The organism is Bradyrhizobium sp. 33ap4 (assembly GCF_032654765.1).
GTDB lineage: Bacteria > Pseudomonadota > Alphaproteobacteria > Rhizobiales > Xanthobacteraceae > Bradyrhizobium > Bradyrhizobium australafricanum.
Genome location: NZ_JAUMTJ010000039.1, coordinates 25,906 through 52,705, shown reverse-complemented (window position 1 = coordinate 52,705; position 26,800 = coordinate 25,906). Strand labels below are relative to the sequence as shown.

The following is a 26,800-nucleotide window of genomic DNA, read 5'->3' as shown; positions in this document are numbered from 1 at the left end:
GGTTCAAATCGGCTGCTGATCAGTCGCAGCGTTGCGCCGGGCTCTGAGACGCTCGGCAAGGTGAAAGCGTGCATCGCGCCGATACTCCTCGGTCGAGGCCCAGTTCGGCGAAACCCAGCTGGTCCATCCAAGGCGTCCGCTCTGCCCGAGCTTCATCGGGACAACCGCTCCCGCCGGAATGGCAAGTTCCACCTCCCACTCGAGTTCGTCGCCGATGTAGAAGTAGACGGCGTCAGCCAGGGGCTCGGACAGGTTCGGCGCTTCGGTGGGCAGGAACTGCTCGTATTGAGCAAAATCCTTCACGAACACGCGAACCCTGATCTTGTCTTCGACGCTGAACACACGCGAGCCCAGGAGCGCGTCGTGACCAAGCTTGGCGTGCGTCCCGCCGAGCCGGCTGCAATGGCTTGGGTCGAATGGGAGCCACGTGCCGACGAACTCGTCGATCTCGACCCTGACATCGAACAGCCCTTGCAGCAGCCGCGCCAGTCGTGATGCGGATTTCGCTCTCGGTGAAACCAGCCCGGCGAAGCTCAGCTTCGCCATGTCAGGCACGGTATCCCGATTGGCAAAAATATCGGAGCCGAGGCCGGCGAAGGAGCCGACATAAGCGATGAAGCGGTCGTCGGATGGCCGATCATGCTGGGCGATCGGCCGTGCGTCTGCCCAGGCTCGAAAGAACAACTGCAGAAAGCGTCCGTTCAGCAGGTCGAGAAAACGGGGGAAAGCGTCGTCCCGCATCAACTGCCAGCCGACGCTCTCATCGGTGGTAGCCAGCGGCAGCGCGCCCTGCGGTCCGAGCAGGCCGAGGAATTTGACCAGAATTTTGAGCCTGCCATCACGATCGTCGACCGAGCTCAGATTGGAGGCGGGAAATTCCAGATAGGGGGTTTGACCGAGGTCGACAAACTCCTCGCGACGCGCTGCATTGTCGCCGATCCGCGGTCGATCCGGATTGCATCGCTCGAGCTGGCGGAGCGTCTGAAAGAAATCGAACCGCCAGGGCTCGGCCTTCATCTGGTCGATCAGCGTCACAGCGGCCTCCGGGTGCCCATGCGGGCCGGCCAACGCATGATCTCGCCGCGCTCCGGGGTCGAGATGACGGTCTGGGTGAAGGTGTTGAAGCCTGAATAGTCGGCGAAGAAGCGTTCCAGCACAGCTCCGAGCAGGAACACGCCGCTGCCCTCGAATGCCTTCTCGTCAAGCGTGACCGTGATCTCCAGGCCGCGCGCCGCGCCGCTGCCGGTACGCTCACGCACCCGCCGCACCACGGGCCTGCTCTCGACGCTGCGCACGCCACGAATCTTTCGCTCCGTCGCGTCGTCGAACTGGTCGGCGAACAATGACAGCATCTCCCGCAGTGCTCCGGCGTTCTTGCCGCCGCTGCGTTCCACGAGGCCGAGATAGTTCAAACTCAGCATGTTGATCAGGCGCCAGCTGACGACGCCGCTATTGGCGATTTCGCTGCGGCTGCGCAACTGCGCCACCACCGGCTCGCGTGGTCGGGTGGGGCCGGCGATGCACATCAGCTCGAGCGAGGTGTCGTCCAGCAGGCGAAAGTCGGCTCCGCCCTGGCCGACCGGCAGATGTTCCGTGAGATGCCGGTTGGAGCACAGCGCGCGGACGCTCAGCTCGGCGGCGGATCCGTCGCCGCTCGGGTCGCCGGGCTCGAGCAGCGAGAGGAACATGTCGGTTCCGGTATAGTCCGAGGCCGCGCCATAGGTCTTCTCTTCGACGGTGCGCCGCCGCGGCAGCCGACGAACCGTGTAATAAAGTCCCTCGACCGATCCGGCCGTCCTGTCGACGGCGGCGGAGTACAGCGGACGCACGCGCCGCTTGTCCTTTTCCGCCGGAAAGTGCGCGTAAACCTCCAGCACCTGGTGCGGCTCGTATTCGAGGTAGCGGCTTCGGTCGGGCACCACGTGGTATTCGTAGGTATTCGACTTGATCGGGATGCGATCGCTGGTCTTCTCGAACAGGTTGATCGCCGGGGCGGTGTAGAGACTGAACGTATCCGCCCGGACCGAGGCGGCGAGACGCGAGTTGTGTTCATCGAACGCGAAGACGATATCGATGGATTTGCTGCGTAACCGCGGCATCACAGCGCGAAGCTGCGTCAGATTGACGCCAAGGAACTTGCGCGGAAACACGAAATATTCCCGCAACAACTCCGACCCGCGAAAGACCCGGTTGTCGTTCGGAAACAGGGATTCGTTCTCGCTGAAGCCGACTTGCTGCACACAGTCGTTCGGAGCCCGGATGACGACCGGATCGCCGAAATCGTCGAGATAGCGAAAATAGAGCCCGACGCAGTTCGAGGTCAGTTGTTCGTAAAGTGCGATGGCGTCCGACTCGGCGCCGGTCAGATAGATGGGCAGTTCGCTGGTGCGGCAACCAGCGAACCAGGTCTCCGGTTTGTTGCGAGTCTCCGCGTCCGCCGGCTCCTCGTCGAGCCGCGCGGCGGTACGGTGTGTCAAGGAGACCCTGAGCCCGGCGATGACCTCTCCGCCGACTGGAATCCCGAGGGCCTGCAACGCGCCCGCGGTCGCAAAATATTCGGCGCCGGTGACGTCAAAAGGCCAAAGCACGATATCGCGGCAAAGCCGGAACCGGCAGGCGAGGCTCCGTTCCCTTTCGCGATAGCTCGCGTCGAAATAGGCGCCTCGCGCGATCTTCTTGCCGTCGCGCAACGCCGGATCGGCGTAGGTCGGCTGAATCTTGACCAGCATGGCGGACGGAGTCGGCGCGAGATAATTCGGAACCAACTGCTCAAGCAGGTTCGCGGTGAATTCCGGAAACTCGTGCTTGAGCTTGAGCTGGACACGCGCGGCGAGAAATGCAGCGCCCTCTAGCAGGCCTGAGATCATCGGATCCGAGCGGTCGCGGACCAGACCGCCGAGGCGCTCGGCGATACCAGGATATTCCTCGGCAAAACCTTCCGCGTGCTCGTACAGCAGCGACAGTTCACGATTGTAGAAGTCGAGGAATTCGCGGTTCATGCTATAATCGGTTGATCTGTATATCGCCGCTGTCGAGGTCGACGTCTGCGACGAATTCCACGGGCACGTTGAGCGGTTCGCATTTCAGGTCGGAATGCACGACAAAGCGCAGTTTGAGCTGCTCGGCGCCCACGGAGGTGTCGCGCCGCACCCGGATGGACTTGCGATCGAGTCTCGGCTCGTAGGTCGTGAGCGACATGCGCAGGGCATCGCTAAGCTCCTCGTCGGTGACTTCGTCGATCGAACGGTTTGCGATATCGGGGAAACCATAGTTCAGGATCGAGGTGCGGACGCAGCCGCGACCGGTCAGGTCAAGCGTCGATTCGAGGGCAATGGTATTGAGGAGTGTTTCGACGTCCTGCGAAACCTCGCGCCTTAGCAGCGTCTCCGAGATCGGGAAACGACCAGCGCTGCGCCGTCCCGCTATCACTCGCTCGCCGAACTGATCGCGCAGTTCGAGTGCCTTGCGCGCATCGCGAGCATCATGAGCCGCACGAAAGGCCAGCATCAATGGCGGAGAGAGCCGGTCCTTCCTTGGCGTAACGGTCATTGACGGTCCCCGTACAGCCGGCGCCGATTGCCGCTATTGGCAACCGGCGCCGGGCAGGAAGCCTGCGATCAGGCCCATTCCTTGTTGGCCGCAACGTCCCATCCGAACACCGGAGACGCGCCGGCGCCGCCTTTTTCGGTCTGGGTCTTGTAGGTCATTTTGACCTTCTGGAAGTTCAGGCTGACGTTTTCGGTGAGGCGATCCTCGCCGTGCGATCCGCCCGTCGAGACGCTGGAAACCAGAACGTGCTTCATCTCGATCTTGAGATATTCGAGCGGGTGTTCACCGGCCTTGCGTACCGTGAGGATGGCGCTGTCGATGTGCTTTCCATTGGCGCAGACCTTGAAAAGCTCGGGTGTCGCCTTGTCCACGAAGTGCGTGAAGTGGAGGTCTTGAACCGCGACCTTGCCGGCGCCGCCGCCCGACCCGCTGTGGAACGTGCCGCTTTGGCTCTCGCCGAACGACCAGCTCAAAATGTCGATTTCGTCCTTGTGTTTGTCGTCGAGCGACTCGCCCTTGATCGGATCGAGTTTCAAAAAGATGTCGACAGCCATAGCATAGCCCTTTCAAAATTCTCTGATGAGTGACGGTTGCAATAGCGCGGCGTCAGGAGCTCGGGCCTGGCAGGCGCGAAACGAGACTGAGACCGACGTCCATCGCTTCCAGTTGAAAGTGTGGACGGAGAAAGAAGCGCGCGTTGTAATATCCCGGGTTCTCCTCGTTTGCTATGACCTCAACCTTCGCAGCGGCCAGCGGCTTGCGCGCTTTCTGAGCTTCTGACGACAAGGCCGGATTGGCATCAACGTATTCGTTGATCCAGGTCTGCAGCCAGACCGTCAGCTCATCCTTTTCCTTCATGGATCCGATCTTGTCGCGAACCATGCACTTCAGATAATGCGCAAAGCGGGATACTGCGAACATGTAGGGCAGGCGTGACGACAGGTTGTCGGACGCGGTTGCATCCACGCCCTTGTCGCCGAAATACTTCTTCGGCTTATAGAGCGACTGGGCGCCGATGAAGGCGGCCTTGTCGGTGTTCTTGCGATGGATCAGCGGGATCAGTCCCGCCTTTGCAAGCTCGTGCTCGCGACGATCGCTGATGGCGATCTCGGTCGGGCATTTCAGGTCGACGCCACCGTCGTCGGTCGGGAACGTATGCGTCGGCAGGTTGATGACCTCGCCGCCGGACTGGACGCCGCGGATGCGCGTGCACCAGCCGAACTCCTTGAAGGCGCGGTTGATGTTGACCGCCATCGCATAGGCGGCGTTGATCCAGCCGTATTTGTCACCGGTGTGCCCGTCCGTCTCCTCTTCGAAGGCGAACTCTTCCACCGGCTCCGATTTGGCGCCGTAGGGGAGGCGGCCCAGTGCGCGCGGCATGCACAGACCGAGATAGCGCGAGTCGTCCTGATCGCGCAGTCCCTTCCATGCGGCGTATTCCGGCGTGTCGAACACCTTGCCGATGTCGCGAGGGTTGGACAGTTCGGTCCACGAGTCCATTCCCATCAGCGTAGGCTCGGCGCCGCTGAAGAAGGGGGCGTGCGCGGCGCCGGCGATCTTGCTGAGATCGCGGAGCAACTGCACGTCGGTGGGGAGGTGGCTGAAATAGTAGTCGCCGATCAGGCAGCCAAACGGCTCGCCGCCCAACTGGCCAAATTCGTACTCGTAGATCTGCTTGAACAGCGGGCTCTGGTCCCAGCGCGCATCGGGATAGAGCCGCAGGTTCCGATACAGCTCGTTCTTGGAGACGTTCATCACCCGGATCTTGAGGTTGGCGTCGGTCTCGGAGTTGAAGACGAGGTAGTGGAGGCCGCGCCAGGCACTTTCGATCGCCTGGAATTCGGGCGCGTGCAGGATCTCGTTCATCTGCGCGGTCAGCTTCTGATCGATCCGCGCGATCATCTCCTCGATGGTGTCGAGCACGTCCGACTTGATGACGCTCGTATCCTTAAGCGCTTCCTGAACGAGCGTGGACACCGCGTTCTCGACTTCGGTCGCCGCACGTTCGGTGCGCGGCTTGAAGCTTTGCTTCAGCAGGGCGGCGAACTCGTCAGCCTCGACGGTCCCGACCTTGGCGGTGGTCTCTTTGTGGATTGCTTCTTTTGCCATGGTCCCCATTCCTTCCCTTAGCTGTTGCTGTCGGATTCGGTGGACTGGCTGGTCGCGCGCTCGCGCAGTGCGGCCATCAGTTGAGGATCGGCGAGGAGCCTCTTCAGCTGGTCCTCGGCACCCACCTTGCCATCCATGTAGCGCAGCAGGTTGGCGAGCTGTTCACGCGCTTCGAGCAGCTTGGCCGTCGCCGGCACCTGGCGGGCGACCGCCACCGGCGTGAAGTCGGATATCTTGTTGAAGCGCAGGTTGACGGAGATCTTTTCGTCGGACCCGTCGCTGAGACGGTTGGCGACGCGCGCCGTCACGCCGGGCTGGATCGCCGCCATGCGGTTGTCGAAATTGTCCATGTCGAACTCGAGGAACTTGCGCTCCTCGACCTTCGTCTTCTCGATGCCGGGGTTGTTGCCGGAAAGATCGGACAGGACGCCCATGACGAACGGCAGTTCGATCAGCCGCTCGGCGTCGTAGGGATCTTCGTAAGTGATGTGCACGCGCGGTGCGCGGTTTCGGCGAATGAATTTTTGACCGCTGTCGGTTGCCATTGGGTTGCCCTCTTCACAAAAAAATCTCTGCGGAAGCCGACTTGCGCGACGCAGGCAGGGAAGTGCCTCGGTGTTTCGTCGGCGGAGCTTCCTTCCGTTCAGTTAGTCCCGTCGAACGGAAGGCGGGTTCAATTCGATTTATCGATCGCCTTCAGAGCGCCCTCCGGCAGCACTTCGTTCAGCAGGCTGAGGAAGTCTCGCTGTGCGAGTTCACGTGCGCGATCGACCAGGAACGGGATCGGGCTGGACGGCTCCGCGGCCCGGAAGAACGACGCGACTTTGCTCAGCAAGTCCAACGCCTGGGCTCTGTTTTCGGCTGCAAAAACAGTACCTTGAGCCTCATTTTCGGCCGCGGATGGGAGCGAGGTGGCGAATTCCGCCATGCGCTCGATCGGCAGGTCGAAGACTTTGTCGCGACCGATATTGATGGCGGCGGTTTCCACGTGGGCCGGCATCAGCATCCGCATCACTTCGATAAACGATTTGCCAACCATGTCCTGCGCCTGCCGCACCAGCAACAGCGCCGGGCTCGACGGTTCCTTCCGAGCGAAGTAGTCGGCAGCCGCCGCCAGCGCCGCGGATGCCTGTCCGGGTGACGTGACTGCGCCGGCGATTTCGATCGGAGGCTGTGGGCCGTCTTGGGCGGTCTCCTCCGGGGATGAGGCAGCTGCGGCCGGATCGCGTGCGGTCACCAGAGCTGCGAGCCAGCTGGACAAGCCGTTCGCGACGCCCGCCAGCCTGTCGAGACTGATGGGTTGCCCCGAGTTCAACTTTTCGTGCCAAACCGATTTGATGCCGGCAATCTCGGCAGCGACCGCCGAACAGCGGGCGCTCACCGCCTTGAGGGTGTCGAGATCGGTCTCGGCGACGATGCGCTCGATGGTTCCGAGATCTGGCATGTCGACATCGGCATCGCCGGCGGGAATTTCGCCCTTGGCAATCTGATAGGCTCGGTAGTTGAGGCTGCCGTGCCGTCGATTTTCGATCAGGGGAAGGAATTGGAGCGGGTTGATCACCGTCGGAAACACGTCGATCGCCTCGATGGTGACCGCACGAAAGGCATAGTCCCCGTCCTCGCCCCTCGGGTGAACCGCTTCCCATTGTTCGCGGAGCAGCAGGCTGGTTGCCCGCAGGCAGCTGAGGAAGCCGTCGAGATCGCGGTTCAGGATGGAAAATTTGGCGAGCAGCATGGTCAGGCGCAGATCGCGGGTGCGAGCCAACAGGGGCTGCGCAGCGGCGAACTGGCCGGCAATATCGATGGCCTTCGGGTCGAAGCGTCCGCGCTCTCCATTCGCGTTGACGACCTCGAAATACGACATCGGCAGCAGCGATTCCGCAGCTGCGAAGAAGTTCAGGTACTGGACGTCGCCGGCCGCATCGAGGTCGGGCCCGCAGGGATCGTCGGGGCCGATGGGCTGGGTCAGGGATGCGACGTCGAGCATGCAAAGAGGATCCGTCTGCGAGGCCCTGGCCCCTCGACCAGGTCCATGACATCTGGCGGATCACGCGGGGGATCATGATCCGATTGACTGGTAGGTCAGATCAACGCCGGCCTCGGTTCATTCCCGCGATGGTGGCGGTTTCCCGTGAACCAGCAAGCGCTTGGAACCGACTACATGAGTGCCGCAGTGGCTTCCCCGGGCGGGTGCGTTGCCGCGTCAGGAGAGTGACACCGAGCGGACTTGCCGGCCATCCCACCGATGGACGGCTCGGATTTCGGTCGTTCGTGCTTGACCGCCTGATGCGCCGATTGCGCAGCTCGTGCGGTCAACGAGGGAGTTTAACGCCCACATGGGCCAGCTTACCCAGGATACCCGCCTCTGCGAGCTCAAGACCCCCCTTGGCAAGGACGTTCTGGTTTTTGCCCGGTTCGAGGCCGCCGAAGGTCTGAGTGAACTGTTCGAATACCGCATTGAATGTCTCAGCGAGGAAGCCGATCTCGACTTCGATCGGGCCATCGGCAAGCAGTGCACCCTCACCATCAAATTGCACGAGAAGGAACGCGAGTTCAGCGGCATTCTCACGGAAGCCCAATGGCTGGGGGTGAAGAACGACTATTTCAGTTACCGGATCGTGCTGAGGCCCTGGTTGTGGCTGCTGTCGCGGACCACCGATTGCCGGATCTTTCAGGACAAGAAGGCGCCCGACATCATCAAGGAGGTCTTCAACGAGCGCGGCTTCACGGATTATGAGTCCAAGCTTACCGAAGAGGGCTCATGTCCAAAGCTCGAATACTGCGTTCAATATCGCGAGACCGATCTGGATTTCGTGTGCCGGTTGATGGAGCAGCACGGGATCTACTACTTCTTCAAGCATGAAGGCGGCAAGCACACGCTGGTGCTGGCCGATTCCAAGTCCTCGCACAGTCCAATCAACGGTCTCGCGAAGATCCCCTACATCCCGCTTACCGGCTCCGATCGTCGCGGCGAGCAGCATATTTATGAATGGGCGTCCGAGCGCCGGTTCCGCACCGGGAAGATCGAGCTCAACGATTACAACTACCAGAAGCCCAACGCACAGATGATCAGCGACGCCAAGGGCTCCGAGCACTACACACGATCCGAGATGGAGTTCTACGACTATCCCGGCAAGTTCAAGGAAAAATCCGACGGCGAGCGATACGCGAAGATCCAGCTCCAGGCCGAGCAGGCGATGGATCGGCGCCGCCGGGGCAACGGCGACGCCGTCAATCTGTTTCCGGGCGGACTAACCAAGCTCGAGAAGCACTCGAAAGACTCGCAGAACGTCGAATATCTCGTGGTACGGGCAGCTCACTCGTTTTCCATCGAATCCTATCGCACTGGCGGCCACGGCGACGCCGGGCAGCACGTCTACTTCGGCAGCTACGAATTTCTGCCGAGCGATCGGCCGTTTCGATCTCCCATGACGACGCCGAAGCCGAGGATCAACGGCATTCAGACAGCCAAGGTGGTGACCAAGGACGACAATTCGAGCGAGGAAATCGACGTCGAGTCGCTGGGCGAAATCTATGTTCGCTTTTTCTGGGATCGAAAGAAGAAGCGGTCGTGCCGGTTGCGCGTGGCGCAAGTCTGGTCCGGCAAGCGCTGGGGCGGTCAGATCATCCCGCGCGTCGGGCAGGAGGTGGTGGTGGAATTCCTGGAGGGGGATCCCGACCGGCCCTTGGTGATAGGGACCGTATATAACGATGAGTACAAGCTGCCTTACGACCTGCCGTCCAAGAAGACGATTGCGGGTCTGAAGTCCGATTCGACCAAGGGGGGAGGCGGCTACAACGAATGGAACTTCGAGGACAAGAAGGGGTCCGAGAAGATCACCCTGCACGCCGAGAAGGACTACGACGTCACGGTCCGCGACACCGAGACCAGGACCATCGGTGAGGCGGCGTTCGGCGGCGATACCCGTAAGACCACGCTCAAGAACGGCAACGACAAGCTTGATATCGAATTGGGCGGTCAGCACGTCAAGCTGGCGATGGATCAGTCCGTCGATGCGGGCCTGAGCATCACCCTTTCGGCCAACGTCAATATCACCCTGCAGGTTGGTCCAAGCCAGATCATCCTGTCTCCAGCCGGCATCGTCATCAACGCGCCAACCATCACCATGACCGCGCAGGCCGCCATGGCGCTCGCCGCCGGCGGACCATTGGTTGCCCACGGCACGCCAACCATTGTCGGCTGACAGCCATGAATCAGGTTCGGTTCAGCACAGTCCGCGATCTCTTCGAAGCCTATCCGCTGGCGCGCTACGACGTCGGCAAAGCCGCTCCGGACAAACTCTCGTTGGATTTCCTGCAGGAGGCGGCCGATGCGGGCAACTGGCACCAGGCTGTATCCTTCTGCGCGTATCTGCTCCCCAGGCGTGTGGCCGTCGCCTGGGGCTGTCGCTCGTTGCGGCAGATGTTCGATCATTTCGACGGCAATGAAGGCAGGTCGCTCAATTTTGCCGAAACCTGGGTCCGGCAACCGGACGAGCAATCGCGTAACAAGGCTTTGGCGGTCGGCAATGCCAACGATCCCGAGCAGCCGGCGACCTGGCTGGCGCTGGCGGCGGGTTGGTCCGGCGGAAGCGTGGTTCCGGCGGAATTTGCGCCGGTCGAAGCCAAGCCGGATCAGACGGCGCGTGCGGTTCGCGCAGCCCTTTTGATCGGCCTCTGCCGGCTTACCCGTGAGTCCAGGGACCGGATAATGACGGCCTGCCTGGAGGATGGTATTCAATTGGCACGCGGCGAACCGCGCCCTCCACGCTGACGAGACGATGTGATGGTGCTTCGCTTTAACATCGAGAACGAGCCGAACCTTCCAGACGGCGGCCCTGTGTCATTTACCGTCACCGGAAGGCGTTCGGTCGACATTGGCCGGGACCGCCATCTCGATTGGACATTGCCCGACCCGGCACGGATGATTTCGGGGAAGCATTGCGAGGTCCATTATCGCGACGGCGGCTACTGGCTGCACGACGTCTCGACCAACGGCACCTTTCTCAATGGTGCCGACCAGCGTATGCGGGGAGAGCATCGGCTGCGCAACGGCGATCGGCTCGTCATCGGCCACTATGTCATTGGCGTTTCGCTGGACCTGGATGAGCCTGCCGAGGACACTCCGAGCCATGGTGCGCAGCAGCAAGCTCCGCTCGCTCAGCAGCACGCGGATTACCACGAACTGTGGGCTCCCGGTCGCGACGTGCCGCCGCCAATCGACCCGCAGCAGTTGCGAAAACCGCGCGAGGCCGCGCGGCCCGTCAATCCAGAATTCCTGGACTGGGCAGCGAGCGTTCCCGCGGCGGGTGTGGATCCTGTCCGGTATTCGCCGCAGATGCCTCAACGCGAGCCGCCGCTGCACGACGACATGAGCTGGGCAGCCGGTCCGGTCGCCACGCCAAAACCGCCGGTCGACGTGCTGCACGCGATGCCGACGCCGCGCCGACCGTCGGTATGGGCCGACGACGAAGCGGCTGCCCCGCCGCCGCCGCCTTCACCGACAGGGCATGTGGAAGCGCCGCGGCCGCAACTGGCCGAGCCGGCACCGGCCACGGCCGCGTCGATCGGCAATCCCGAGTTTGCGCGCCTGATCGCACGTGCTGCCGGGCTACCGGACGGTTTCTTTGCCGACAAGACCGAAGCTGAACTTGCGGAACAGCTCGGCGTCATCCTGCGCATGACGGTGGAAAACTTGATGGCCCTGCTGCAGGCGCGCACCCAGGCCAAGCAGCTGACGCGCAGCACCAGCCAAACCACCATCCAGGCCATCGAGAACAATCCGCTGAAATTCTCGCCGACCGCGGAAGACGCGATGCGTATCCTATTCGGGCCGCCGACCCGCAGTTACCTCGATGCGCCGCATGCCTTCGCCCAGGGCTTCAAGGACCTCAAATCCCATCAATTGAAGACCTATGCGGCAATGCAGCATGCCGTCCGGGGACTGATCGCCAGTATCGATCCGACGCTGATGGCGCGCGAGCTCGAGCTTCAGCGCGGCGCAAGATCCTTGTTTGGCTCGAACAAGAGCAAGCTCTGGGATGAATTTTTGACGCGCTGGAACGCGCATCTCGGTCGCGACGAGAGCGCGCCGATCGATACCTTCATGCTGCATTTCTCCGAATATTACGACCGCGCAGACAAGTCGGGGTCAAAGTGAACTGTCGGTGACGATGCAGTCGCCGATCATTGCCAAGTGGATGTAGGAATGTCTTGGTACAGCAAAGTTTTCTGGTCGGAGGGTCTGTTCCTGCGGCCGCATCATCTGCAGCAGAACGATCGCTATCTCGAGCATCTGCTGGAAAAGCGCGTTCGTTACACGACACCGTACCCCTGGGGCTTTGCCCAGCTCGAGATCGATAACGATCTTACCCAGCAGAGCAAATTCGCCGTGCGCAGTGCGACCGGCGTCATGCCGGATGGAACGCCGTTCGATATTCCTGCCGACAGTCCGATCCCGGAAGCCATCGAAGTGCCGGATTCGGCCGCAGGCCAGATCGTCTGGCTGATGATGCCGGTCGCGGCTCCCAATACGCGGGAGGTGGATGAGGATCGCACCGACAGCGCAAGTCGCTACGTTCGGACTGCCGAAACGTTTATCGATTCAACCTCGGCGCTGCGCATCGAAGAAGAAATTGACGTTGTCTATCCACGCCTGTCGTTCGAGCTGCGCAAGACGAGCAAGCCGGGATACATGGGTCTCGGCATCGCTCGCATCCTCGAAGTGCGCGACAAGAACATCCTGTTCGACGACAAGTTTGTGCCGCCGATGCTGGTCTGCGCCGCGCATCCGGTTGTCGATGGCTGGCTCAATCGAATCATCGGCTGGGTCGAGACCAAGCTCGACGAGCTTGCGCGCTACGCAGTCGATCCGTCGTCCGGCGGCGGTTTGCAGAGCGTCGACTATCTGGTGCTGCAGGTACTGAACCGGGCCATTCCGGTGCTGACTCATTTCAAACGATCCGGCAGTGTACATCCGGAACGGCTCTACGAGGAATTGCTGAGGTTTGCCGGTGAGCTTGCGACCTTCGCGACCACCGAACGACGCGCACGGGACTACCCGACATACGATCACGACAACCTCGAATACGTCTTCACGCCCCTGGTCCGCGACATCCAGGATTTCCTGAGCGCGCGGCTGGGCAGGCGGGCGATTCGTCTGGAGATCATCGAACGCGCCCAGAACGCATTTGTATCGCCGATCCGCGATCGCGCGTTGTTCCGAAATGCGACCTTGGTGCTGGAGGTCGCCGCGCGGCGGCCTCTCGTGGAGATTCAGAATGAATTCCCGCACCTGTTCAAGGTCGGGCCCAACACAAAAATGACCGAGATCGTGCACGCAAACCTGCCGGGTTTGACCCTGGTGCATCTGCCGACGCCGCCACCGCACATCCGAGCCATCACAGACCACGTCTATTTCTATCTCGATCGCAAGTCGCCGCTGTGGCCCGAGTTCAGCACCGCGGCCTCGATCGGGATGCATTTTTCCGGCGACTGGCCGGAGCTTGAGTTGTACCTTTGGGCCATCCTGGAAGAGCGGCCATGACCGACAGGGACAAGCCGGTTAATCCTTTCGGTCGGGGTGAGCGGACCATCATCCGTCCGAACCCTGGCGGGAAGATGCCGCCGGCTCCGGCCCCTCAACCTCCAGCAGGCGAGGGACCTGCCAGCCGTCCGGCGTACTCGCCATCGCCCATGGCTTCGCCGGGTGGCCCTTCGCCACCGCCCTCGTTTTCTCCCACACCGCAGGGCGCAAGCTACGCCGCCCCGCCGACCAGCCAGCCCTCGGAGGAATGGATTTCGACACCGGCGCAGGCTCAGGCGCCGCAACCGATGCTGCCGCCCGGACCGCCGTTGCGTGTCGACGATCTGGTTGCGCCAAACGCCAATCCGGTAATGCGCGCCGGCGGCCCTTTGCTGCAGTTGCTCGGCCGGCTGCGCGTCGCGCTGATGCGGGCGTCATTCGCGAGCCTGATGGAGCAGGTCGCCGACGCCATCAAGTTCTTCGAGAAGGATATCCGCTCGGCGGGCATTTCCGAGCACCAGGCCAATACGGCGAAGTATATCTTGTGCGCGACCGCCGACGATATTGTGCAGCACATTCCGACCGACGACCGGCACGTCTGGGCCCAATACTCGATGCTCAGCCGGTTCTTCGGCGAGCGCGTGGGCGGCGTACGCTTCTTCGAGATTCTCGACCATTTGAAGACTGATCCGCTCGTCAACTATCCGGTGCTCGAGCTTCAGCACGCCTGCCTTGCGCTCGGATTCCAGGGAATCCACCGGACGTCGCCGGGCGGACTTGCGAACCTCCAGGTGATCCAGCGCAACCTCTATGAAACGCTGCGCCGGGTTCGGCCCAAGCCGACCAACGATCTGTCGCCGCACTGGCGCGGACAGGCCTTGGCCGGTCGGCGGAAGCACTTGCGCATTCCGGTTTGGCTGGTGGCGGCGGTGGTCGCTGCGCTGTTAACCGGATCCTATTTCGTTCTGCGAACGTTGCTGGCTGGCCGTGCGGAGAATGCTGCGCAAGTCGCGCTGGCACTGCATCCCGGCGATCCGATCGAGCTCAAGCGCCGCGTCGTTGCGCCGCCGCCACCACCGCCTCCGCCGCCACCGCCGGACCGCATCACCCAGCTGCAGCGCATTCGCAACGCGCTTGCACAGGAGAAGACGGCGTGCGCCATGACCGCGGATCAGACGGCGAGCTTCATCGTGATCAGGGTGTGCGATCTCGCACTGTTTGCCTCGGGCCAGGCAACCATCCTGGATGGTTTCAAGCCGATCGCGGCCCGCGTCGCGGCGACGCTCGACAAGGAGCCGGGGCGAATCCGGGTGGTTGGCCATACCGACAGCTCGCCGATCCGCACCGTGCGTTTCCCCTCGAATTTCGAATTGTCGGTCGAGCGCGCCAAGGCGGTTGCCGCCGCGCTGAAGCCCGGCTTGGCCGATGGTTCGCGCGTCGATGTCGACGGCAAGGGGTCGGATTCACCAATTGCCAGCAATTCGACACCCGAGGGGCGTGCCAAAAACCGTCGGGTCGAAATCTTCATCGAACGTAGCGAATAGGCGGACGCCAGAAGCTCACGCGATAAGCGACAGGTACCGGTCAATATGCTCGCCAAGGACATTCTACGCATCGTTCTCTATGGAGTCGGGCTCAGCTCGCTTGGAGCAGTGATCTACCTTGCCGGTCCCTTCGTTGCTTTCGGCGACTGGCATCCGTTGGAAAATCACATCGTTCGCCAGATCGCGATCCTGCTGCTCGGCGCGGCGGCGGCAGGCATCACCGGCCTTCATTTCTTCAAGCGACGCAAGAATGCCAAAGAGATCGCCGACGGCGTCAGCGCTGCGGACCAGGCTGTCAGCGACGAGCCGGTGCTCAAGGAGCGCATGAAGGATGCGCTCGCAACGCTCAAGACCGCGAGCGGCAACAAGTCCGGATATCTCTACGATCTACCCTGGTACGTCATTATCGGCCCGCCCGGTGCGGGAAAGACCACCGCGCTGGTCAATTCGGGACTCAAGTTTCCGCTCGCGCGCGGGGCGACGCCGGCGGCGATCGCCGGCGTCGGCGGGACTCGCTACTGCGATTGGTGGTTTACCGAGGAAGCGGTGCTGATCGATACCGCCGGTCGCTACACGACCCAGGATTCGAACAGCAAAGCCGACAAGGAAAGCTGGCTGTCCTTCCTGGACATCCTGAAAAAAAATCGGTCGCGCCAGCCGATCAACGGCGTTCTCGTCGCGATCAGTCTGGAGGACGTGCTGACGCTGCCGAAGCAGGAACTCGCGCTTCATGCCGATGCCATCAGAATGCGGCTCCTCGAACTGCATCAAAGGCTGAAAGTGAGCTTCCCGGTCTACGCGCTGTTCACCAAGGCCGATCTCGTTGCCGGTTTCACCGAATATTTCGCCTATCTCGGCGAGGCCGGCCGGCGCCAGGTCTGGGGGGCCACGTTCCAGACCGCCGACAAGACCCAGAATCTGGTGGGGCAGGTCCCGGTCGAGTTCGATCGCCTGCTGGAGCGTCTGAGCGAGGAAACGCTCGATCGTCTGCAGGACGAGCCGACGCCGCAGCACCGGGTGCAGTTGTTCGGCTTCCCGGCGCAGATGGCGCGGCTCAAGCCGCAAATCCACGATTTCCTCAACCAGATTTTTGAGCCGACACGGTATCACGTGAATGCCAATCTGCGTGGGTTCTATTTCACGTCGGGCACCCAGCAGGGTACGCCGATCGATCAATTGATCGGATCGTTGGCGCGTACGTTCGGCGCGGAGGAAGTCGGTGCCGGATCGTACTCCGGAACCGGCAAGAGCTTTTTCCTTGCCGATTTGATTTCGAAGGTCATCATCGGCGAGGCCGACTGGGTCTCGACTGACCGCGCTGCGGTGCGTCGCGCCTTGATCCTCAAGACCGCGGCGCTGTCGCTGATAGGTTTGGTGGCGATCGGACTGGTCGGTGCGTGGCTGACCAGCTACAAGCGCAACTCCGACCTGATCGAGCAGAGCTTGCAGGCGGACAACGAGTATGCGGCCGCCGGGGCGCCGCTCATCAAGCAAACGCTGATCGCCGATCACGATCTCGACAAGGTGCTGCCGCTGCTCTATCGGCTGCGGAACGCCCCGGCCGGCTATGCCTCACGGAATGAGCCGGTAGCACTGTCGGCGCGCTACGGGCTCAGTCAGCACGCGCGCCTGTTGTCGCCCGCGAAGGCGGCCTATCACACCGCGCTTGAGCGCATGTTCCGGCCTCGCTTGCTGTACCGGTTGGAGGAGCAGCTCAATGCGCGCATCAACGAGCCTGCCTTCGTCTATGAGGCGCTGAAGGTCTACCTGATGCTCGGCGGCCTGCAATCCCCGGACCGCGAGCTCATCCGTTCCTGGATGCAGCGCGACTGGGCGGACAACCTCTATCCCGGCGCGACCAACGCGGAGGGACGGCGTCTGCTCGATGAAAATCTCGTCGCCATGTTCGACCTCGAAACCGAGCAGCCGCCGCTGGTCGAGCTTGACGGACGCCTGATCAAGCAGGCCCAGAATTCATTGGCGCGCCTCAGCGTGTCGCAACGCGCCTACGAGTTCCTGAAGTCGGAGGCTCGTGGATCGACCGCCGGCGACTGGATCGCCAGCCGCCGAGGTGGTCCGGACGTGGCAGTTGTCTTCGAAACCACGACTGGGCAGCCCCTGGACAATGTGCGGGTGCCCGAGTTCTTCACCTACAACGGCTTCAATCAGAAGTTCATCGCTCGACTGCCCGGATTGTCAGAGCGCATGAAGCGGGAGCGCTGGGTCTTGGGTGACGCCGGCCAGCAGTCGGCAATCGACCAGCAGTATGACAATCTGGCTGGCGATCTGCTCAGCATCTACTCCAATGAGTTCGTGACGACGTGGCGGACCGCGCTCGGCAGTCTGCGTCTGAAGAAATTGCTCGCGGACAAGCCGAAATACGAGGTGCTGAGGGCGCTTTCGGCGCCGACTTCGCCGATGCGGCAAATCCTGGAGTCGGTGCGCGATGAGACGATGCTGACCAAGGAACGCCCGAAGCCGGCGAGCGGCAGCACGCCGGCCGCGCCGCCCGCGGTGACCGCGCCGGCGCTGTTCAACAACGCCCAGGATGGTACGCCCGGTGCGGCGATCGAGTCGCAGTTCAAACCCTACCATGCAGTGCTTGAAGGGGAGAGCACCCGCCGGCCGATCGACTCGACGATCGCAAACCTGAACGACATCGCGCAGAATCTGACGCTGATGGTCGAGAATCCGCAGCTGACGGCGCAAGCAACGGCGGGGCTTCAGACCCAGGTTGCGGCGCTGCGCAACAATGCCTCGCGTATGCCGCCACCATTTTCCGATATGCTGCGGGCGGCGGCTGGGGAGTTCGAAGGCAGCATCGCCGCCTCCACGGCCGGTCAGATCCTGCAGTCGTTGCGCGATCAGGTCACGCCGGTCTGTCAGCAGACGGTGACCAACCGCTACCCGTTCGTACGGAGCAGCGGTCAGGAAGTCCCGCTCGCGGACTTTGCCAAACTGTTCAGCCCGAACGGTGTCATGGACAAGTTCTTTACTCAGTTCCTGGCGCCTTATGCGGATACGTCGCGATCCGAATGGGTCTGGCGGAAGGAGAGCCCCGTCGGCCGATCGTTCTCGCCTGATACGCTAAAGCAGTTCCAGAACGCCGCCTATATCCGCGATGCCTTTTTCCAGACCGGCGGCGGTGTGCCGGCGGTGTCCTTTGCGATCCGGCCGCCGGCTGCGGCGGGACCGGGCATTACAGTCAAGACCGAGATCGGCGGTACGACGATCACGAGCCCAACCACACCAGGACCAGCCACAACCCCCTCCATGTTTGGCGCGCCGCAACCCGCTCCTCCGCCGCCGCCACCGCAGAGCAATTCACCGACGACGGTGCTCTGGCCCGGCCCATCGCCGCGGACGGCAATTTCGGTCAGCAACGAGACCGGCTCGCCATCCGTACTCGAGCGCATCGGTCCCTGGTCATTGTTCCGAATGCTGGAGGCTGGTTCGCTGGTCGCCAAGGCGGAATCCGCCAGCGCAACGTTCATTGTTGCCGGACGCGAGCTCAACTATCAGATTTCGACCGGATCGCTGCGCAATCCGTTAAACCTGTCAGTGCTCCGCGAGTTTCGTTGCCCGACCGGAATATGACCATGCGATGCGGCTTATTCGGCAAGATCGGCGCGAAGCGTGATTTCATCGCGATCGCGACGCCGCGCAGCTTCCTGGAAGTCTGGGAGCCGTGGGTGCAGGCAGCCATCTCCGCGAGCCGCCATCAACTCGGCGCCGGCTGGCAGGAAGCATTCCTGACCGCGCCGATTTGGCGATTCTGGCTTGGCGCCGCGATCTGCGGCACCACCGTCGCAGGAGCGATCATGCCCTCGCTTGACGGTGTGGGGCGATACTATCCGTTGACGCTGCATGCGGTGCCGGATGGTGACGCCGCGCTGTCGCCGCCGCACATCGATCCGCAGGACGAGTGGTATGGGCAAGTGGAGACGTTCCTGCTCTCGACCCTGGACCGGGCTGCGACGTTCGAGCAGATCTCCGATGCACTGGATCGTCTCGCGCTTCCGCGTCTGCGGACGCCGGGGACTGATGGACCGCCGGTCGTGTCGCTGAGCGACGCGACGCTGGGAATGGTTTCGACGGTCGACGGGTTTGCCGGGTCGTTCGGCAGGCTCTGCGGCGCCAACCCTCAAGTCTATGCCGCGGCTAGCTTCTGGTGGACCGCCGGGGGCGAAGGGTTTTCGCCGGTCGCACTCTGTTGCCGCGGATTGCCGGATCCGTTTCGCTATTCCACGCTGCTGACCGGCGACGTTGGCCGCGAAGTGGCCGGGACGGGATGACACGCGATGGTACACGTCCCCTCCTTGTTCGATGTCGGTAGCGTCACTCACGCCGGACGGGTGCGGGCGCGGAACGAGGATGCGTGCCTGGTAAGGACCGACGTCGGCCTGTGGGCCGTCGCTGACGGCATGGGCGGTCACGAGGCGGGCGATCTTGCCAGCCGCATCGTGGTGGAGGCGCTTGATTCCATCGGCGCGCCGGACTCCGCGGCGGACCTGTTGGCGCAATGCGAGGCGCGTCTGTTCAGCGCCAACCAGCAGATCCTGGCACTCAGCCATGAAAGGCAGGGTGCCATTGTAGGGACCACAACGGCAGTCCTGCTCGTACGCGACGGCCATTATGCCTGCATCTGGGCGGGTGACAGCCGGGTGTACCTGATCAACCGCCACGGCATCACACAGGTGTCGCACGATCACAGCGAGTTGGAGGAGCTGATCGCCGATGGCGCGCTGTCGCGCGAAGAGGTCCAGAACTGGCCGAGCAATGCCATCACCCGTGCTGTCGGTGTCGTCGCCGACCCCGAGCTCGAGGTGGTGACCGGTCCGGCCGAACCGGAAGATATCTTCGTGATTTGCAGTGACGGCTTGACCCGGCACGTGCGGGACGACGAGATCGAGCAGCACGCGGCCACCCGCCTTGCCCAGGCCGCCTGCGACGACATGCTCGCGCTCGCACTTGATCGCGGCGGACTCGACAACGTCACGATCGTGATCGTGCGATTGCTCGCGCCACGATCCTCAGAGCCGACGAGGACGCCGCTTGATCAGGAGCCGCGACCATGACCGCGAACGATCCGTTTCGGTCATCCTACCGCGGTGTGCCGGCCGGCACCCGGCTCAACGGCATTTACGAGATCGAGGCGATGATCGGGGCAGGCGGCATGGGGGAGGTCTACCGATGCCGCGAGATCCAGACCGGATCGCCCGTCGCGGTCAAGATGCTGCTCCCCGACATGGTCGACAACGAGGCGGCGCTTGCGCTGTTCCGCCGGGAGGCGGCTGCGCTTCACAATCTTCCGCACGAAGCAATCGTTCGCTACTTCCTGTTCACGGTCGAGCCCGCACTGCAGCGCCCGTATCTGGCGATGGAGTTTGTGAACGGACGCTCGCTGTCGAACATGCTCGACGATGGGCCGCTGACCTTCGAAGCGCTGATCAAATTGATGCGGCGGGTCGCATCGGGCCTTCAGGCCGCTCACGAGCACGGCATTATCCATCGCGATGTCTCCCCCGACAACATCATCGTGCCGCTCGATGATGTAAGGCGGGCCAAGATCATCGACTTCGGGATCGCCCGGTCGACGCAGATGGGTGACAAAACCATCATCGGCTCCGGCTTCGCCGGCAAGGACAATTACGCGTCGCCGGAACAGGTCGGCTTGTACGGCAATGATGTCACCGCGAAATCCGACGTCTACAGCTTTGGTCTCGTGCTGTTCCATGCCCTGACCGGACAGAAGCTCGATATGGGCGGGAGCCAGTTTCAACTGGTCGAGAAGCGTCGGCGCGTGCCCGATCTCGGCGCGGTGGATATGCGCATCAGGCCGCTTCTCGAGAGGATGCTGCAGCCGGACCCGGCGTTGCGCCCAACCATGGCGGAAGTCGCCAACTGGACGCCGGCGGGTTCGGCGCAGCCGTCCGCCGCGCCGCTCTACGGCTTCGATCCATTGGGGAAGCCGGAAGCCGGGACGTCTGCGCAGCAGGAGCGGGTGCCATCAACCACGCGGAACTCCCGCCGCATCTGGCTCAGCGCTTGCGTCGCGGGGTTGCTGCTTCTGCTGGGGGGCGGCGGGTACACCTTCTATAAATTCGTCTGGAGGACATCGGGCTTGGCGGCTTTGCCGCCGCCTCCGAAACTCGCCGGGACATCCGCGCCGCCGAGCGAGCCTGCTCCGCCACCGCCGGCGCGTCAGGAGCCGGTGAAGTTGCCGTCTCAGCCGACGGTGACGCCGTCTCCGTCCCCCGACGGGCCGGGTCGAGCCGAGCGCATCCGCAAATATGTTGCCCAATATGCGGGCGGCGACTGCTTCTTCATCCTGCCTGTTGCCGTGAGCTCAAGCGCAGCCGTCATTGAAGGCTTCGGCGCCTCGACCGCCCCGTTCGATACCTTCGACAAGGCGTTTCGAAAGGAGCAGGGATTTGAGGCGTCGGTCGGCGTCAGGCAGGTGAATCAGGCACAATGTCCGGCCGTCAAATTCCTCAGTCAGGTCGGAAGCGATCAAGCGCGTGCGCCCCGCATCAACCTGTCGGCGACGGAGCTGAAGGCCGGCGAGACCCTTAATGGGACCGTCGAGAATTTTGCCAACCGGGTGGTTGAACTGCTCATGGTCTCGGATCGCGGCGAGGTGCGGAGCCTGTCCTACCTCCTGAAGCCGGGCGTCGACTCGCTTTCCTTTGCCCTGCCGATGGAGCGTACGACCGGTCCGCAACTCCTGTTGGCCGTCGCAGCCCCGCGGGTTCTGGATTCATTGCGCCAGCCGCGACCGATGGCTGCCGACACATTCTTCCTGCAGGCAACCAGCGAAGCTCAACGCGGCAACGTGACCATCACCGCGGCTGGACGCTATGTGATGCTCACCAATTGAGCTGCCGTTCAGAACTTGCCGATCATCAAGATCTTCAGGTCGGCATCCGGCTTGAAGTCGCTCGCCGTGAACTGCCGCGAATTGTCGGCAGATGCCGGCTTGAGTCGCCCTGGACAAAAACTGACCAGGCGATCGTCGCCGCCCGGATCGATCGTCAACGTGAAGGACCGGATTGGACCCGCCCAGTTCGCACCCGTCTTGAGCACGTAGGAAATGCGCCGCTCCTGCAGTTTTGCGGTATTGGCCTGGCTGTCGCCTGTGCGCTTGTCCAATTCGGCAAGGAACGCATCCGTAATGCAATAGTCTCTCCGGTATCGCTCGACCTCCGGGCCTAGCGCCGCGCTGCGACGTAGGCCCGCGCGCAGGACCGTGTCAGGGCTGGAGCCGACGCTCGGGCGATATTGATGTTCGACCGTGACGGTATGCGCTGCTGGGAACACTTGCTCGCGAACAGCCGACGTCCTGGTTATCCAGCCGGGCGTGTATTGCTGGCGACCGTTGTCGCTCATGCCGGCAGGCATCAGAAGGCCATCATCGATCAGCTTCGTGCGGGTTGTCGCCGGCAGGTCGGCCACCCGTATCTCCCGATCACCGAGCGGCAGCAAAGGCAGCTTGAACTGACGGAGGAGGGCGGTGACATCCTTGTTGCCGACCATGGCGCGCTGGTCGATGGCCAGCGGCACCGGGTTGCCGTCGATCCTCGTCTCGAACTCGACGAAGTTGACCGGATCGCTCGATGGAAGCGCAATGCTCTCGGCTTCGGACAGGTAGATGTCCGGCAGCGGAAAGGCGACAGTGAGCGCAACCGGCTTGCTCGTCTGGTTGACGAATTGGTAGCGAACGCTGACCCGGTCCAGCCCGATACGAAGCTCCTCGCTCGCCATGGCCACGTCCTTGGTGCGGACGAATTGCAGCCCGCCGATGGACAATTCGGCTGCCGAATCGTTCGCCCGCGCAGGCCAGCCGGTTGCGGCCAACAGGACGATCATCAAGGCTCGCGACCTCAACGACAGCCCGCTTAACGCTCCATTTGCCATGCCGGCCTCCATGCGGCGCCGCAGCGTCTGCCCGTGCGGGTCAATCGATCGCCTGATAAAGGTCGCCCCATTCCGGCTTCCAGACGCCATCGGGGTCGCAAACCACGATCGCGAGCTTCATGTCATTGGCGAGACGGATTGCGCCGCGAAAGGCATCCTGGGCGGGCATATGGGCGCTGACCTGGTCGCTGCTCCGGCGACCTCCGCTTGCGGCGGCCGGCAACACGATTGACCCGGAGGCGCCGGCATTGTCGCGTCTCAAAACCAGCGTAATCGCGTCGGGCTGGATTTCGCTGACTTGCTCAAATCTGTTTCTGGCCATGATTTTGCACTGCAGGCTGAAGGAGTTCGGACTATCACCGTCCAGTGAAAGAGTTGAACGGGATCGGGGTTGCTCGCCACCAATTGACACTGCACTCGCGCAGTCTTGGATTAGGCAGTCTTGGATTAGTCGGACTGACGCCGCATTCGGTTCGGTTACATTGAGGCGGATATGCTTCGTCGATCTAGCTGGATCTGGCTCTCTATCGTTGGCACTGCCATAGCGGCCACCGGGGCACGGGCCGACGATGCGGTCGTGCGAAGCTTTGCCGGCGGTTCGGCTGCATCCATGGTGGGGATCGTCGCGGCCAGCCAGGACGTCGAACTCGCGGGCCCGCAAGCGCTCAGCGCTGACGGACAGGGAAATCTGTTTGTGCTCGATCAAATCAATGGCCGCATTCTGCAGTTCGACCCCAAGCAACCGAACACTGCTCCCGACATCCTGAAGATGCCTGGCGACGTCCAGCCCACCGACCTCGTCGTCCATAACGACGACATCATGGTTTGGGACGGCGGTGTGCGAATGCTGAAGGCGGCACCAGGACAGTCCACACGCGGGCTGGGCGGCGACGAGATCCAACTGGAGGAAGTCTCATCCCGCGGAACCGACGACCAGGTCGCCATTTCGGCCTTCGCACAGATGGGCTCGCAGGCGCTGAGCAGCCCGACCGACTTGCTGGATCAGAATACGCGCGCGGCCATCGTGAGGACGACGCGACAGCCCGATCGGCAATATATCGCCTCGCGCAGCAAGGGATCGGTGATCGCCGATATCATTCCCGACAAGGGCAATGCCGGCGTTCGGGTCGAAATCCAGACCATGGTCTCCAACGAGACCATCGGTCAGCTCGGCCTGCGCGTCCGCAACCAGCTCGGCACCGTGGAGTTTCTCGAGATCGACAACAGCGACCGCTTCTACGTGCTGGCCGAGGACATTCCGCCGTCGGGCAAGAATGCCTCCACCTTCGTCGCACGCTATGCCGCGAACGGACGCCTTGAGGGTATCTACGAGCTGCCGCTGGAGAACACGCCCGTGACCCGGCGGTTCGTCACCGTCTCGGGCGACGGCGACGTCTATTTTCTGCGTACCAAGCCGGATGGCGTCGAGGTGGTTGGTGTCGGCTTCCGCCCCCTGGGGAAGGTATCCGTCATTGACGTCAGGCCGTCGCGCACGGCGGCCGCGCCGGCGGCGGCGCGGCCGGATATCAAGTTCAATGCGACCGCCGCCGTGCGGCCGTCCAATCGTCAGCAGGCGATCGAGACGGCCTTCGCCTTTGAGGGCATCCAGTGGAAGCTGACACCGGCGAACTACGGCAGCGATCCCGACAGCCAATGCTCCGGTTTCAGCCGTATTCGCCGGCCGTGGTATCTGCAGGGCAAGGTAAACCAGGAAGTGCGGGGTGTGCCCTATTGCTGGGGCTGCCACGGTTCGCTCGCGAATTTCCGGCAGCGGATCGACGGCGGGACCCTGGCGGGCAATGTCTGCACCCGTAACGAGCCACGGCCGGATGTGGCGGGTGTCGACTGTTCGGCGTTCGTCAGTGCCACGTGGGGACTATCCGTCCATTACACGACCGCTGCCATTCCCGCGATCGCCGCGCCGGTGACCAACCCCTGGGACCTCAAGCCTGGTGACGCCCTGAACAAACCGGGTTCCCACGTGATGTTGTTCCTGCGGTTCACCCCGGATCGCAAGGCCGAGGTCATGGAATCCTCGACGGGTGGCTGCAACGGTCGGGTCTGCCGCAACGTCTACCCGCTCGCGAGCCTGCTTGCGCGCGGTTACGTTCCGGTCCGCTTTCGGGCGTTCGCAGACGATCAGACGACCGTTTCCGCGAACGCCTATCAGGAGACCGAGGCGCCGACAGGCCGCAAGACGGCGAACAAACGGCGCTGAACCTGAGGTCTTGCCAAGGCTACAGATGAACATGGATCACCGCCTGCGCGCTGGTTTCCGGAGGTCCGGACGGCATTCCTGCCGCTCTGCCTTGCCGGTGCGGTTCCAGGGCGGACCTGCTTGATATCGAGGTGGATCGCGATGCGAACGCTCAGGGGCTTTGATCGAAGGACCGGTTGGCTGTGTGCCGCCATCCTGCTCGCCGCGTTGATCGGCCTGCCACTCCAGCGCGCGCATGCGGCGGGTGAACTGTCGATAAGCAATCCCGACGGTGCGGCGCTCCGGGCGCTCGTCATCGGGATCGACGACTACCAGCATGTACGCAAATTGAAGGGCGCGGTCGCCGACGCCAATGACATCGTGTCGAGCCTGAGGACCATGGGCGTCAGCGATGTGGTCGAGCTGACCAATGCACAGGCGGACAGGGCGAGCGTGCTGCGCGAAATCAGCTCACTGGTGGAGCGGACCAAGAGCAACGATCTCGTCTTCCTGTCGATCGCAGGCCACGGCACGCAGGAGCCGGAGCGGATCAAGGGCTCCGAACCGGACGGAATGGAGAACGTGTTCTTGCTGCCCGAATTCGCGACCACGCCGGCAGGATCTGTCGAGCGCATTCTGGGAAGCGAATTCAACCATTTCATCCGGCAGTTCGAATTGCGCGGCGCAAGGGTGATTTTCGTCGCGGATACCTGCCATGGCGGCGGAATGGTGCGCGATATCGATCCGCGGGCGGCTGAGATGAGTTTTCGGCAGGTGCCCCGCTACACGCTGCTGGTCGATGAATTGAAGCCGGTGTCGAGCAGCGACGACCCGAAGTCCGAACTCGATCTCGACCACACCGCGTTCATCGCCGCGGTCGATCGGCACACCAAGGCGCCGGAAGTGCGGATTCCGGGGATCGATGGCCTGCGCGGCGCCCTGAGTTATGCCGTTGCGCGCGCCGTGGAGGGCAACGCGGACATCAATCATGATGGCAAGGTGACCCTGAAAGAGCTTTTCAGCAATGTTCGGCAGGTGGTCTATCAACTGTCCGACCAGCGCCAGAATATCGTGACGGTATCGTCGCCGGCACAGACGCCGGAAACCGAGGTCGCGTTCGAACTGACCCGCGGCGTGGTGCTGATCCAGGGGACGGCGGCGAGAGCTGCCTCCGGCCAGGTCGCTACCGTCGCGTCCGCCGAGAAGCAGACCCCTCCGCCGCCGGCCGTTACGGCCAAGTCGCAAACCGGTCCAACCAGTGCCGCTGCGACCGCCCCGGCCGCGCCCAGTGCCGCACTGCCGCCCTTCCGCCTCACCACGCCGATCCGCTTGGCAGCGCTTGACGGCAAGATGGGCTATTTCACCAGCGTCAAGCCGCAGGACGCCAGCGTGCAGGCCGTTCAACCGACTGATAATCCCGACCTGATCTGGGACCCCGTATCCCATGATGTGATCGCCTGGGGCGACGTGGTCGCCTATGGCGTCGACGTTGGCGGTTTGACGACAGTGGTCAACCGAACCGCGGCAATTCGGGAGCTGAAGCGCATGGCGACGCAGTCGCCGCAGCTGATGCGTATTTGGCCGGATGACCGACAGCAGCGCAGCGGACAGACCGTCGAGGTCGAATTGTCCGACGTCGGTTCGCGGGCGGTGCTGCTATTCAACGTGTCCGGTGATGGAACCATCCAGATGCTGTATCCGGTGGGTTCCGATGCCGCGATGGCTCGGTCAGCAAATCTGCGGCTGCCTCTTCGGGTAGGCGAGCCGTTCGGCGCCGAGCAGATCGTCGCGGTAACCTCGCAGCAGCGGATGGTTGATCTGGAGACGGTCCTGATGCAGCTCAACCGGCGCCGTGCCTCGGGGCAGGTGATCAAGAGTCTGGAGCGCTACCTGCCGGCGGACGCGCGGATCGCGTCAATCGGCTTTTTCAGCGTTCCCTGACGAAGCTGTGACAGCCCG

20 protein-coding genes are annotated in these 26,800 nt (G+C 62.8%); 11 read left to right on the top strand and 9 right to left on the bottom strand.

Annotated elements, in window-relative coordinates; all coding sequences use genetic code 11:
• Positions 1-3: 3 nt before the first annotated feature.
• From tssG to Q2M23_RS27505, 7 genes are all read right to left on the bottom strand, one after another.
• Entirely contained in the window at positions 4-1,068 is a 1,065-nt protein-coding gene (tssG, locus tag Q2M23_RS27535; protein WP_316397690.1) for a type VI secretion system baseplate subunit TssG, read from the bottom strand.
• Positions 1,032-2,999: a type VI secretion system baseplate subunit TssF gene (gene tssF / locus Q2M23_RS27530; protein ID WP_316397689.1), complete on the bottom strand. Its 1,968-nt coding sequence runs from the start codon at positions 2,997-2,999 to the stop codon at positions 1,032-1,034. The genes tssG and tssF overlap by 37 nt, the downstream gene beginning before the upstream one ends.
• A 1-nt stretch (position 3,000) precedes the next feature.
• A complete protein-coding gene (tssE, locus tag Q2M23_RS27525; RefSeq protein ID WP_092082332.1) occupies positions 3,001-3,549 on the bottom strand; it encodes a type VI secretion system baseplate subunit TssE in 549 nt (182 codons plus the stop codon).
• A gap of 68 nt (positions 3,550-3,617) precedes the next feature.
• The gene (locus Q2M23_RS27520; RefSeq protein ID WP_016843423.1) at positions 3,618-4,103 is read right to left on the bottom strand and encodes an Hcp family type VI secretion system effector; all 486 of its coding nucleotides are present in this window, start codon (positions 4,101-4,103) and stop codon (positions 3,618-3,620) included.
• 52 nt (positions 4,104-4,155) lie between these two features.
• Positions 4,156-5,658 (bottom strand): type VI secretion system contractile sheath large subunit, encoded by a 1,503-nt coding sequence (gene tssC, locus Q2M23_RS27515; RefSeq protein ID WP_057019596.1) that lies wholly within the window; start codon positions 5,656-5,658, stop codon positions 4,156-4,158.
• A gap of 17 nt (positions 5,659-5,675) precedes the next feature.
• Positions 5,676-6,203 (bottom strand): type VI secretion system contractile sheath small subunit, encoded by a 528-nt coding sequence (gene tssB, locus Q2M23_RS27510; protein WP_316397688.1) that lies wholly within the window; start codon positions 6,201-6,203, stop codon positions 5,676-5,678.
• A 128-nt stretch (positions 6,204-6,331) separates the two neighbouring features.
• Positions 6,332-7,645, bottom strand: coding sequence for a type VI secretion system ImpA family N-terminal domain-containing protein (locus tag Q2M23_RS27505; RefSeq protein WP_316397687.1), 1,314 nt, complete (start codon positions 7,643-7,645; stop codon positions 6,332-6,334).
• A 349-nt stretch (positions 7,646-7,994) separates the two neighbouring features.
• Between Q2M23_RS27505 and Q2M23_RS27500 the strand changes: the two genes are divergently transcribed.
• The 9 genes from Q2M23_RS27500 (at position 7,995) to Q2M23_RS27460 (ending at position 21,607) form a co-directional block, all read left to right on the top strand.
• Positions 7,995-9,863, top strand: a complete 1,869-nt coding sequence (locus tag Q2M23_RS27500) for a type VI secretion system Vgr family protein (protein WP_316397686.1) — start codon at positions 7,995-7,997, stop codon at positions 9,861-9,863.
• 5 nt (positions 9,864-9,868) lie between these two features.
• Positions 9,869-10,432 (top strand): DUF6931 family protein, encoded by a 564-nt coding sequence (locus Q2M23_RS27495; RefSeq protein WP_057019592.1) that lies wholly within the window; start codon positions 9,869-9,871, stop codon positions 10,430-10,432.
• A 12-nt stretch (positions 10,433-10,444) separates the two neighbouring features.
• The gene (gene tagH, locus Q2M23_RS27490; protein ID WP_316397685.1) at positions 10,445-11,818 is read left to right on the top strand and encodes a type VI secretion system-associated FHA domain protein TagH; all 1,374 of its coding nucleotides are present in this window, start codon (positions 10,445-10,447) and stop codon (positions 11,816-11,818) included.
• 48 nt (positions 11,819-11,866) lie between these two features.
• On the top strand, positions 11,867-13,204 hold the full coding sequence (tssK, locus tag Q2M23_RS27485; protein ID WP_316397684.1) for a type VI secretion system baseplate subunit TssK: 1,338 nt from the start codon (positions 11,867-11,869) through the stop codon (positions 13,202-13,204).
• A gap of 287 nt (positions 13,205-13,491) precedes the next feature.
• On the top strand, positions 13,492-14,727 hold the full coding sequence (gene tssL, locus Q2M23_RS27480; protein WP_256527869.1) for a type VI secretion system protein TssL, long form: 1,236 nt from the start codon (positions 13,492-13,494) through the stop codon (positions 14,725-14,727).
• 45 nt (positions 14,728-14,772) lie between these two features.
• Positions 14,773-18,324, top strand: coding sequence for a type VI secretion system membrane subunit TssM (gene tssM / locus Q2M23_RS27475; RefSeq protein WP_316397683.1), 3,552 nt, complete (start codon positions 14,773-14,775; stop codon positions 18,322-18,324).
• Positions 18,321-19,022, top strand: coding sequence for a type VI secretion system-associated protein TagF (gene tagF, locus Q2M23_RS27470; protein ID WP_168858792.1), 702 nt, complete (start codon positions 18,321-18,323; stop codon positions 19,020-19,022). Before tssM ends, tagF begins: the two co-directional genes overlap by 4 nt.
• 6 nt (positions 19,023-19,028) lie before the next feature.
• A complete protein-coding gene (locus Q2M23_RS27465; protein WP_316397682.1) occupies positions 19,029-19,805 on the top strand; it encodes a PP2C family protein-serine/threonine phosphatase in 777 nt (258 codons plus the stop codon).
• A complete protein-coding gene (locus Q2M23_RS27460; RefSeq protein WP_253639597.1) occupies positions 19,802-21,607 on the top strand; it encodes a serine/threonine-protein kinase in 1,806 nt (601 codons plus the stop codon). Before Q2M23_RS27465 ends, Q2M23_RS27460 begins: the two co-directional genes overlap by 4 nt.
• Before the next feature lie 8 nt (positions 21,608-21,615).
• Here the strand turns inward: Q2M23_RS27460 and Q2M23_RS27455 are convergent, their stop codons facing one another.
• Positions 21,616-22,596, bottom strand: a complete 981-nt coding sequence (locus tag Q2M23_RS27455; RefSeq protein ID WP_316397681.1) for a DUF4424 domain-containing protein — start codon at positions 22,594-22,596, stop codon at positions 21,616-21,618.
• An 88-nt stretch (positions 22,597-22,684) separates the two neighbouring features.
• On the bottom strand, positions 22,685-23,056 hold the full coding sequence (locus Q2M23_RS27450; RefSeq protein WP_316397680.1) for a hypothetical protein: 372 nt from the start codon (positions 23,054-23,056) through the stop codon (positions 22,685-22,687).
• An 81-nt stretch (positions 23,057-23,137) separates the two neighbouring features.
• Here Q2M23_RS27450 and Q2M23_RS27445 point away from each other — a divergent pair, with 81 nt between their 5' ends.
• Together Q2M23_RS27445 and Q2M23_RS27440 are read left to right on the top strand one after the other, a co-directional pair.
• Positions 23,138-24,862 carry a hypothetical protein gene (locus Q2M23_RS27445; RefSeq protein WP_076831460.1) on the top strand — a complete coding sequence of 575 codons (1,725 nt, stop codon included), beginning with the start codon at positions 23,138-23,140 and terminating at the stop codon, positions 24,860-24,862.
• 141 nt (positions 24,863-25,003) lie between these two features.
• Positions 25,004-26,782, top strand: a complete 1,779-nt coding sequence (locus tag Q2M23_RS27440; RefSeq protein WP_316397679.1) for a caspase domain-containing protein — start codon at positions 25,004-25,006, stop codon at positions 26,780-26,782.
• The last annotated feature ends 18 nt before the right edge of the window (positions 26,783-26,800 follow it).